At 65.5% G+C, this 7,745-nt stretch carries 7 protein-coding genes; 2 read left to right on the forward strand and 5 right to left on the reverse strand.

Going from position 1 to position 7,745, the window contains the following annotated elements; translation table 11 throughout:
* Window positions 1–411 precede the first annotated feature (411 nt).
* Both VNH11_02665 and VNH11_02670 read right to left on the reverse strand, forming a co-directional pair.
* Complete coding sequence (locus VNH11_02665; protein HVA45265.1) at window positions 412–672, reverse strand: acyl carrier protein; 261 nt, start codon at window positions 670–672, stop codon at window positions 412–414.
* A 37-nt stretch (window positions 673–709) separates the two neighbouring features.
* Window positions 710–1,954, reverse strand: coding sequence for a beta-ketoacyl-[acyl-carrier-protein] synthase family protein (locus tag VNH11_02670; protein ID HVA45266.1), 1,245 nt, complete (start codon window positions 1,952–1,954; stop codon window positions 710–712).
* A gap of 171 nt (window positions 1,955–2,125) precedes the next feature.
* Here VNH11_02670 and VNH11_02675 point away from each other — a divergent pair, with 171 nt between their 5' ends.
* Both VNH11_02675 and VNH11_02680 read left to right on the forward strand, forming a co-directional pair.
* Window positions 2,126–2,986: an MBL fold metallo-hydrolase gene (locus VNH11_02675; GenBank protein HVA45267.1), complete on the forward strand. Its 861-nt coding sequence runs from the start codon at window positions 2,126–2,128 to the stop codon at window positions 2,984–2,986.
* A 137-nt stretch (window positions 2,987–3,123) separates the two neighbouring features.
* Window positions 3,124–4,836, forward strand: coding sequence for an AMP-dependent synthetase/ligase (locus VNH11_02680; protein HVA45268.1), 1,713 nt, complete (start codon window positions 3,124–3,126; stop codon window positions 4,834–4,836).
* On the opposite strand, the gene VNH11_02685 is transcribed toward VNH11_02680, so the two are convergent.
* The 3 genes from VNH11_02685 to VNH11_02695 form a co-directional block, all read right to left on the reverse strand.
* A complete protein-coding gene (locus VNH11_02685; GenBank protein HVA45269.1) occupies window positions 4,824–6,479 on the reverse strand; it encodes an alkaline phosphatase family protein in 1,656 nt (551 codons plus the stop codon). The two genes, VNH11_02680 and VNH11_02685, sit on opposite strands and share 13 nt — an antisense overlap.
* An 8-nt stretch (window positions 6,480–6,487) precedes the next feature.
* A complete protein-coding gene (locus tag VNH11_02690; protein ID HVA45270.1) occupies window positions 6,488–7,249 on the reverse strand; it encodes a methyltransferase domain-containing protein in 762 nt (253 codons plus the stop codon).
* Window positions 7,239–7,745 (reverse strand): hypothetical protein (locus VNH11_02695; GenBank protein HVA45271.1); only part of this gene is annotated, 507 nt, incomplete at its 5' end. The genes VNH11_02690 and VNH11_02695, both read right to left, overlap by 11 nt.

The raw sequence follows: 7,745 nt of genomic DNA on the forward strand, positions 1-7,745 counted from the left end.
TGATCAACAACCTCAACCCTCATCGAACCGCCACCGTTGACGTTTTTCGCGCTTGCAAAAAACGACCGCTTGCGGTGCGGAGATGGGGGGCCGTCAATTGCTTAACTACTGCCTCTTGACCAAGCTAGAAAAGGGTGGGACTGGCCTGCGCAAAACCGATGGCTGGGGGGCGGTTAAGTTATGCGAGTTTTGTTCCGGATCGTGTTTGCCACCAGCTAAAGCTGGTGGCAGACCGTCGAAGCCCGGCTGAAGCCGGCTCGTGGACACATCCGCGCCAGGTTTCGCGCAACGTCGGATTCCGGAACAAAATCAGATCGCAACATCCCATTCAAAAAACCTTCCACCATCGGGAAGCCGTTGGGCATTAGGCATCGCTCGACGATCGCGCCTAACTCTTGACGCCTCGTACGGTCAAGCCTTCTGCAAATCCCTCATCAGCGGTTCAAGATACGCCACCGTGCTCTCCATGCTCCGCAACTCCAGGTAGTCGTCTTCAGGGATCTGCACGCGATAACGCTTCCGCAGCTCCATCACGATGTCGAGAAAATCCATGCTGTCCAGCTCGAGCTGCTCGCGAAACGGCACATCGTCTTTCAATTGGCTCAGGTCTTCGTCGGGTGCGATGTTCGACAAAATGTCGAGAACGGCCTTACGAATATCGACGGTGGTCATAGAGCGGGGATTGGGATTGGGGTTCGGGGATTGGGCGTCAGACCTTGCTGACGATCAACACGGAATTGATGCCCAGCATGCCGAACGAGTTGTTGAGGATCGTCCGCGCACGCGGCAGCTCGCGCGGTTCGTTGATGACGAGACCGTCGAGGGTACAGTCAGGATCGAGCTCGTCGACGTTGATGGTGGGGTGGCAAACATGGTCGTCGAAGGCGGGCAAGTTGCCGGCGAGCTCTAACGCCCCGGCCGCTCCCATCGCATGGCCGATGTAGCTTTTGGCGTTGTTGAACGACGTGCGGCCGGAGGCATGGAACACGCGCCGCAGGGCCTGGCATTCCTGGGCGTCGCCCGAGGTGGTGCCCGTGGCGTGGGTGCTGACGATATCGATCTCGTCGGGCGACAGCTTGGCGCGTCGCAGGGCGCGGTCGAGGCATTCGGCCTGGCGCTGCGGATTGGGCAGCACGAAGTCGCTGGCGTCGCTGTTCATATTATAGCCGGCAATCTCGCCGTAAATCTTCGCTCCGCGGGCGCGGGCGTCGCTGTAGCGTTCGAGCACATACATGCAGCCGCCTTCGGCCACGACGATGCCGTTGCGCTGGACGTCGAAGGGACGCGAGGCTTTGGTGGGATCGTCGTGCGAGGCGAGCGCTCCCTGGCTTTTGAAGCTGGCGAAGATGCCGAAGGTGCGAATGCTTTCCGAAACCCCGCCGGCCAGCGCCAGATCGACCTCGCCCAGCCGCAGCATTTGCACGCCTTGAATCAGCCCGGCGTTGCCGGCGGCGCAGGCCGCCCCGATGGTGTAGTGCGGGCCGGTGATGCCGAGGTTGAGCGAGATTTCGCCCGCCGGATTGTTGGCGACGGTGCGCGGATTGTGGTGGTGCGACCAGAACTTGGTGTCGTAGTCGAAGCCTTTCAGCTCGAAGATTTCGTTTTCGGTCTCGACGTTGCCGTGTTCCGTGACGCCGATATAGATGCCGACCTGGGCCTTGTCGATGTTCGGCCAGTCGAGGCCGGAGTCGGCGATGGCTTCGTTGGCGCAGTAGATCGCGACGCTGCCGGCGCGTGTCCCGCGCCGCAGGTCTTTTTTCTTCTGGTACTTCAGCTCATCGAAGGTGCAGACCCCGGCCAACGTCTGCCCGACATAGCGGATCTCATAAGGGCGCACGCCGCTGCGGCGCGCCAAGAGCGCCTCGCGGAACTCCGCGAGCGTATTGCCGTTGGGCGCGGTGAGACCGATGCCGGTGATGACGATGCGGTGGTGGTCGGGCGGGCCGGCGACCATCGGTGCTCTGTTCCTGTTTGCTCGAAAGGCGGTAAACCTTGAAGCTACCGGTCAAGCCGTCGCTTGGCAAGGCGTCCGCGGGCCGGTGTTCCCTTGACCTTGCCGCTGTTCGACGCCACCATGTAGGCGTTGCGTCCGACTCACATAGAAAGCAAGTTCGGAGAATCAAGGATGGCGTTGGGCTTGACGGTGCTGGCCAGCGGCAGTTCGGGCAACGCCGCGCTCGTCGAAGCCGACGGCTGCAGCCTGCTGATCGACGCGGGCTTGGGGCCGCGGCAGATGGCCACGCGGCTGGCGACGGTCGGCGTCTCCTGGCCGCGCATCCAGGCCGTGTTGCTCACGCACACGCACGGCGACCACTGGAACGACCGCGTGTTCGCCCATCTCCTGCGATTGCGGACCGCGGTCTGGTGCCATGCGGAACATCTGGCCGTGCTGCGGCAATACTGTTCCTGCTTTGGCGCCATGCACCGCGCTCGGCTGTTTCGCACCTACGAAGGCGACAAGGAGTTCGCGATTACGGGCCTGGTGCGCTGCCGGCCGTTGAGCCTCCGTCACGACAGCGGCGCGACCTTCGGGTTCCGTTTCGAGGGCGCTGCCAGTCTCTTCAATGCCGGCTGGGCGTTGGGCTACGTGGCCGATCTCGGCTGCTGGGATGAGTCGTTGGCCGACTCCCTGACCGACGTCGACGTGCTGGCGCTCGAATTCAATCACGATGTCGCGCTGCAACGCTCAAGCGGTCGCTCGCAGTCTCTCATCGACCGGGTTCTGGGCGACGATGGGCACCTCTCGAACGAGCAGGCCGCGGCGCTCGTCTTGGCCGTCGGACGCCGCTCGTCTCCTGGCAAGCTGCATCGGCTGGTGCAGCTTCACCTTAGCCGGCAGTGCAATCGTCCGGAACTTGCTCGCCTGGCTGCGCGACGAGCGGTCGATACCCTCGACGCCGATACGGCAATACATACCGCCGAACAGGACTCGGCCAGCGAGCGGTTGCCCTTGCTGGCCGGCGGGCAGACAGTCAGCGCAGCTTAATATCTATGCCACGCGGGATGTTTAACGTAAGGTGGGACCAGCGAGCTTGCGAGCGCTGGCCCACCGTAGGGCGACGTCCGTCGCGGTGGGCCGGCGCTCGCAAGCTCGCTGGTCCCACCCTACGACCGATCGTGAATATGAGCAACAGCATCACACGCGACGGACTTCAGGCCTGGCTCAAGGCGACCATCGTATCGCTGTTTGCCGAGCGTGTGGCCGCCGCCGCAGACCAGCCGGCCATCCACTTTCGCGCCGCCGGCGCTTGGCGAACGCTGAACTGGCGCGAGGTGTCCGACGACGTGCGTCGTACCGCCGCCGTGCTGGCCAGCGTCGGCGTGCGGCCGGGCGATCGCGTGGCACAGTTCTCGCCCAACCGCTACGAATGGATCGTGGCCGACCTGGCCATTCAGCTCGCGCGTGCGGTACACGTGCCCGTTCACGCTTCGTTGGCGCCGGCACAAGTCGCGTATCAGGTCGCCGATTGCGGCGCCAAGGTGGTGCTGCTGGCCGGACCCGATCAGGCCGCCGGTTTGTTGACCTACTACACCGAGCATCGCGAGCAGCGGCCGGTAAGTGCGAGGTTCGTCTCCTACGATCCTTGTCCGGACGCCGGCGACGACATTGCCTGCTTGCGAGACCTGATGCTTCACACCGATGCGTCGCTGGCCGATCGGCTATTCGACGAAGCCCGCCGGCAGATGTCGCCCGACGATCTGGCGACGATTCTCTACACGTCGGGCACGACGGGCGAACCGAAGGGCGTCATGCTAAGTCAGCGAAACCTGGCGACGAACGCCCTGGGCACCTTGGCGGCCTTCGGCACCCAGAGCGACGACCTGCGGCTGGCGTGGCTGCCGATGAGCCATATTTTTGCCCGCACCTGCGACGTTTACACCTGGCTGGCGGGCGGCGGCCAACTGGCGCTGGCCGAGGGCCCCGACACGGTGACGCCCTTCTGCCGCGAACTGCACCCCACGCTCGTCAACGGCGTGCCGTACTTCTTCGAGAAGGTGCAACGCTACCTGCTCGACAACGGCCTGGCCGATCGGCCGGGGGTGTTGCCCGCGACGTTCGGCGGGCGGTTGCGGGCGGCTTGTTCGGGCGGTGCTCCGCTACCCGACCATGTGGCACGCTTCTACAACGACCGCGGCGTGTTGCTTGGGCAAGGTTATGGCCTGACGGAGAGTTCGCCGGTGATTACGGCCTGCACGCCAAGCGCGATGAAGCTTGGCACCGCGGGCCGGCCCATTCCCGGCGTCGAGGTCAAGATTGCCGCCGACGGCGAGATTCTCTCACGCGGCCCGCACGTGATGCTCGGCTATTGGAACCAGCCCGCCGCCACGGCCGAAGCCCTGCGCGACGGTTGGCTGCACACGGGCGACTTGGGCGAGATCGACGCCGAGGGCTATCTCAAGATCACCGGGCGAAAGAAGGAGCTGATCGTGACGGCGGCCGGCAAGAAGGCGGTGCCGAACCATCTTGAGTCGCTGCTGAAGGCCGATCCGCTCATCGAACAGGCGGTGGTCATCGGCGACGGCCGCAGCTTTTTGACCGCCTTGATCGTGCCCAACCGGGAGGCATTGGCGGCGGAACTGGAGCGGATGGGCAAGACGGTTCCGCTGGATCAAGTGACGCATGATCCGCAGGTGCGCGAGATCTATGCACGACGTGTCCGCGAGCGGCTTTCGTCGGTGTCGCAATACGAGCAGATCGGCCAGTTCGCCTTGCTCGACCGGCCGTTATCGATCGAGCGCGGCGAGCTGACGCTGACGCTCAAGCTGCGTCGCGAGGCGATCTACAGCAATTTCGCCGACGTGATCGAGGCCATGTATTCGACTCAGTCGAGGTAGCCCAGATCGCGGAGCCGGGCTTCGACGCTCCGCTGATCGGCGTCGGTGATGCCGGCAAGCTGCAGCTCGCGCGGCTCGGCCCGCGGCTTGGGCGAAGTTCGCCGCGCGCCGCCGGAAAGCAGGTCGGACAGCGCCTGGCCGCTCATGTGCCCGGGGACGCGGAGGCCCAGCATCTGCAAGAGGGTGGGCGCCACGTCGCGCAGCTCGGCGGGCCGATAGGCGCCGGCCGCGACGCGCGGAGCGTGCAGCAGCAGCACGCCCTCCAAGCGGTGCGTGGCCGCCATCGCCGGATCGGTCCGCAAGAGTTGCGGCGGAGCATCGAACTTGTGCCGCGTGTGAAAGCCCGCCGCGGGAATCGCCACCACGTCCGGCCAAAGCTTTTCGACCGGATCGATGCCGTACCGCTCGGCCGTGCCAAACACTTCGACGAACAGCGGCTCGCCGGTCTGCGGATGCGCGGCCGTCTCGAAGGCCTGAATTACGTCGACCAACGCCCGCTCGCGCTGGGCGGCGGTCTTCAGCGGCCCGCTGGCAAAACGCTCGCGGGTGTTCAAATAGATCAGGCCGCCGAGGTTGCCGTGCAGGGCCAGCGCCGTGCTGCGCCGCCAGTCGATGGGCAACAAGGTGCCGAGCGGCCGCGTGAGCTGGGCCGTGCTCCAGCCGGGGTTGAAGCGGCGATAGAGGAATTTCCGCAGCCGCCAGACGCCGTGCCGCAGATAATAGGAGGCCGCCGGACCACCGCGCGGCCAGCACAGCAAACCTGCCCGTGACAGGATTTCGGCCAGCGTGATCTTGCCGCGAAACGGGCCGAAGCCATGATCGCTGACGGCCACCACCGCCGCGTCGCGCCGCGCGGCCAGCTCCATCAGCTCGCCCAGGCAATCGTCGAGTGCCCGCAGCGCTTGCTGGGCTTTCGACATCCAGAGCTCGGCGGTCGAGCCTTGGCGCGGATCGAGCCACTGCCAGCAGCGGTGTTGCAGGGAATCGAGCACCTGAAGCTGCACGAACATGAGCTGCCAATCGGTCATCCGGTCGGCCACCGCGGCGGCCGTGGCCTGTCCGCGAAAGATCGACGCCGTCTCGTCGATGCCCTGTGAAAGCTCTTCGAAGGTTCTCGGCTTGTTGCGCCAGACGGTTCCCAGGTCGAAGCGCGCCCCGGTCGCTCGAAGCTCTCGGGCGAATTCGGGATAGGGGGCCAACGCGGCGTCGATCGAAGGGCTGTCGAGCCCGCCCACGACGATGCCCCGCACCGAAGACGGCGCGGGAAACGTCATGGGCAAGTTGAGCGAAACCACCTCGCCGCCGGCCGCCGAGACCGCATCGAACAGCGTGGGCCGGCCGATGCGCCCGGCATGGTTGAGCAGCACCCTGCGGTGACGATGGTCGAGATAGCGGTAGTCGAGGATGCCGTGCTCGTGCGGTTCGCAACCGGTCTGGAAGGTGGTCCAGGCGACCGGCGTGATGTAGGGCCGGGTGGAGTTGACGACCGCGCGGGCCGAGGTGGCCATCAAACGGGCCAGGTTCGGCATGCGGCCCGACTCGGCCCACGGCACGAGCAGGTCGAAGGTAGCGCCATCCAGGCCGATCACGAGCAATCGTCCGCTTCGGCTCACCGGGTTCATCACGCTTTCCTCTTTTTGCACTTCAGGGTTCAGCTCAAATCAATCCGCGAGCCGCTGTGTTCATCGGCGTGGGCCATTTCGAGCAATTCGTGCCGCCAGTCATAGCCCTTGGGCAGGTCGAGCACGAACTCGATCTGAAAGTAGTCGCGGCGGCGTACGTGCTCCGAGCGGTTGATGAACCAACTCGCGGCCCACCGCTTGAATCGCCGTTGCCAAGCTTCGTTGCGCGCGGCGACCGCGGCCCACTGCTGCATCCGTTGCACGAATTGGCCCGCTCCGCGCACGAACTGCGCCGGCACGGGCCGCTTGACGGCCACTCCAAACACCGTGTGAGGAAACCGCGCGCTCCCCTGCCAGCCGACCAGCGTGGCATCCAGCGGCGCCAAGAGCCGCGTCAGGCAGCTCGGCGTCAGCCGCCAGTAGTCGCTGGGATGATCGTGGATCTGAAAATCGAGCGGCGCCGCGATCAACATGATGCCGCCGGGCGCCAGCACGCGGACCATTTCTTCGGTGGCGCGGCGGGCCTCGAACACGTGCTCCAGCGTTTCGACGCAGACGATCGTTTGGGCCGAATCGTCGGCCAGCGAGAGAGCGGCCAGGTCTTCGACGCGGTTCACGCCGGGGCCGGGCCGCAGGTCGCAGCCGATGTACTGCTGGCCGGGAAAGAGCGGCCGCAGGTTGGCCAGCTCTTCCTGTCCCTCGACCAGATAGGAGCCGAACTCGTAGATCGGCCCGCGCAAGGCCAGAGCTTCGGCGGCCAGCTCGACGAACGCGCGGACGTTATCGCGCATAGCTTTGCACTCCTAATTGCTGAAACCGATCGGGTCGCCAACGATGAATCACCACGTGGTGCTTGTCGCCCCCGTCCGCCGAGAAACGGGCCACCGCCTCGCCGGCCTGCGCCATCAGCAGCCGCAAGGTCTCGCTGCGCCGGCTGGGCAGTTCCAACTCGGCTTGCTCGACCACGACGTAGGCCAGCGACGGATCGGCGAACGCGGCCTGGGCGGCCTCGTAGCGATAGGTCTTGCGGCCCGTGTAGAGGGCGGTCCAACCGCGGCTGTCGAGCACGGCCTGCGAGGGCTGAGCGTTGTGGACCAACCAGCTCGCCGCTTGCCGGTGGCCAGCACGGCTGGCGTGCAGCGTCGCCAGGCAATCGGGCGCGCAGGCGACGAGTACGATCGTGGCGGCCAACGAAGTGGTCACGGCCGGAAGCAAATGCTGCCTGAAAACCGTCTTGCCGTTCGTGGGGCGGCCTTCCCAGGCCGTCGCTTGGTCCAGACGGCCTGG

This window comes from Pirellulales bacterium (assembly GCA_035533075.1).
In the GTDB taxonomy this organism is placed as follows: Bacteria; Planctomycetota; Planctomycetia; order Pirellulales; family JAICIG01; genus DASSFG01.